The organism is Parasphingorhabdus sp. (assembly GCF_049667325.1).
In the GTDB taxonomy this organism is placed as follows: Bacteria; Pseudomonadota; Alphaproteobacteria; order Sphingomonadales; family Sphingomonadaceae; genus Parasphingorhabdus.
The window spans coordinates 1-2,306 of record NZ_JBATHY010000334.1 but is presented as its reverse complement, the minus strand read 5'-3'; the positions used below and the strand labels follow the sequence as shown (position 1 = coordinate 2,306).

4 protein-coding genes are annotated in these 2,306 nt (G+C 56.0%); 2 read left to right on the top strand and 2 right to left on the bottom strand.

What is annotated here, in order from left to right:
• Positions 1-300: 300 nt before the first annotated feature.
• Entirely contained in the window at positions 301-459 is a 159-nt protein-coding gene (locus WBM93_RS14395; RefSeq protein ID WP_424432555.1) for a hypothetical protein, read from the top strand.
• A 5-nt stretch (positions 460-464) separates the two neighbouring features.
• Positions 465-1,202 (top strand): peptide-methionine (S)-S-oxide reductase MsrA, encoded by a 738-nt coding sequence (gene msrA / locus WBM93_RS14390; RefSeq protein ID WP_424432554.1) that lies wholly within the window; start codon positions 465-467, stop codon positions 1,200-1,202.
• 251 nt (positions 1,203-1,453) lie between these two features.
• Here msrA and infC read toward each other — a convergent pair whose 3' ends face one another.
• Positions 1,454-1,993, bottom strand: coding sequence for a translation initiation factor IF-3 (infC, locus tag WBM93_RS14385; protein WP_335657372.1), 540 nt, complete (start codon positions 1,991-1,993; stop codon positions 1,454-1,456).
• A gap of 136 nt (positions 1,994-2,129) precedes the next feature.
• On the bottom strand, positions 2,130-2,306 hold a 177-nt coding region (locus tag WBM93_RS14380), incomplete at its 5' end, for a His/Gly/Thr/Pro-type tRNA ligase C-terminal domain-containing protein (protein WP_424432556.1).

Genomic DNA, 2,306 nt, shown 5'->3' with positions numbered 1-2,306 from the left:
GCCTCGCTGCGCTCGGTTGGTGTCCCGTTACCGAGCGTAGCGAGGCAAGCGCGACCGCGCGCCGGGCGTTTAGCCCGCCCCGTCGGAGGCGTTCGCGCAGCGAACTGCCGCGAGACAAGGAATATGCGCCTGTGCCCGGTACCTGAGGCCCCAAAAACAACTGCGATAGAAAATCTTCGCGCGGCCAAAATGAATACGCCCTTGTGATCAGGTTCACAGCGGCGACAGGAAAACTATATTAATAGATGTAACCTACAGGCGGGATGGTTCGAACAGATAATGACTCCCAAGGAACAGACGATGATGAAATTACTGAAATCCGATTTGACCTACAGCCTCGGCGGCGGCTTTCTCGCCGGCGCGTTGGTATTGTTCTTCATGCAGCCCGCAGAGCAGCGGTCCGATCTCGGCCAGAACCTGTCATCCACCGTTAGCGCTGCTTCGCAGCTATTGAGCTAAGCCCGATGGGACCGTTCCTCTCCCGAACGATCATGTTTGGTGTCAGCATAGCCTGCTTTGGTGCGGTCTGGGCCGGGGTGCAAACGACGCTGCCTGCCGATCAGGCCGGGACTGGAGCATTTGTCGGCGAAGCCCATGCTAGCGAGAAGGCAACGATCATCCCGATACCGCGAGTCGCGGCCAAGGAAACCGGAAAACGGGCTGTGGCGATATTTGCCGGCGGTTGTTTCTGGGGTGTCGAGGGCGTTTTTGAACATACCAAGGGCGTGATAAGCGCGTCGTCGGGTTATCATGGCGGTACCAAGCGTAGCGCATCCTACAAGCTGGTGAGCGCAGGCCTGACCGATCATGCCGAAGCGGTGCGGGTGGTCTATGATCCCGGGCAGGTCAGCTATGGCCAGCTGATGCAGATTTACTTTTCGGTGATCGCCGATCCGACGATGCTCAACGCGCAAGGACCGGATCGCGGTAAACATTATCGCAGCGCGCTGGTGCCGACCAATGCCCGGCAGGCAAAGGCAGCCCGCGCCTATATCGCGCAGCTCGAGCAGGGACGCTTTTGGAAGCGCCCGATCGTGACCGGGATAGAATCCTATAAGGCCTTTTATCCGGCCGAGACCTATCATCAGGATTTCATGCAAAAAAACCCGCGGCAAGGCTATATCATGCGCTGGGACAAGCCCAAGATAGCCAATCTCAAACGGCATTTCCCGCAGCATTATCGCGCAAAACCAGTCAGCTGAAAATCCTCCAAAATCGGTAGGCGGTTTAACAGGACATTAGCTTTCCACTGTCATAGATGGGCCAGGCGCTCATGAAAGGCAGGAGGTCACCGATGGTAAACCACGAATTTGAAATCATGATTTCCTTCACTGCCCTGATCGCCGGTCTCGCCATGCTGTGGATGGCGCGCAGCCAGCCGGATTGAGCAACGAGCGGATCGGCAACTGGCGGCGGACCAAAAAAAGGCCCTCGTTTCCGAGGGCCTGAATGATTATTTCGGGCTGAGCACCATCAACATCTGACGGCCTTCAAGCTTCGGATAGGCCTCGACCTTCGCAGTTTCCTTCATGTCTTCCTGCACCCGGACGAGCAATGCCATGCCGAGTTGCTGGTGCGACATTTCGCGGCCGCGAAAGCGAAGGGTCACTTTGACCTTATCACCATTGTCGATGAACTTGTTCACGTTGCGCATCTTCACGTCATAATCATGATCGTCGATGTTCGGACGCATCTTGATTTCCTTGACGTCCTGCACCTTCTGGGTCTTGCGCGCAGCATTGGCCTTTTTCTGGGCCTCATATTTGAATTTGCCGACATCAAGATATTTCGCAACCGGTGGCTGTGCGTTGGGAGAAACCTCGACAAGGTCGAGTCCAACTTCTGCTGCCCGCTCTATCGCTTCCCTGGTGTTCATCACGCCAAGGTTTTCGCCCTTGTCGTCGATGACCCTTACGGTGTCGGAATTGATCAGATCATTGAATCGCGGGCCGCCTTTGACGGGCGGCGTGGGGCGGCGAGGTGGTGCAGCTATGTTAAATACTCCTGAGTGGTTGTCTAAGCAGGCTCATTAGCCGCAAAGCTTATGCGAATAAAGCCTTCTTGATGACGAAACAGATAATAGCCATCAAGACAGTGGTGTGAATGCCACAGGTTCGCGGCCTATATCGTCATTGCGTGGCTGTTTTCAAGTCCGGTGGCAGCGCTTCGTTCTGCAACATGGCCACGACCTCGTCGAGCGTCAGGAATTCCTGTTCCTTCTGGCCGAGACGCCGCAGGGCAACCTTGCCTTCTTCGGCTTCGCGCATGCCAACGACAAGGATATTGGGCACTTTGCCCACGGAATG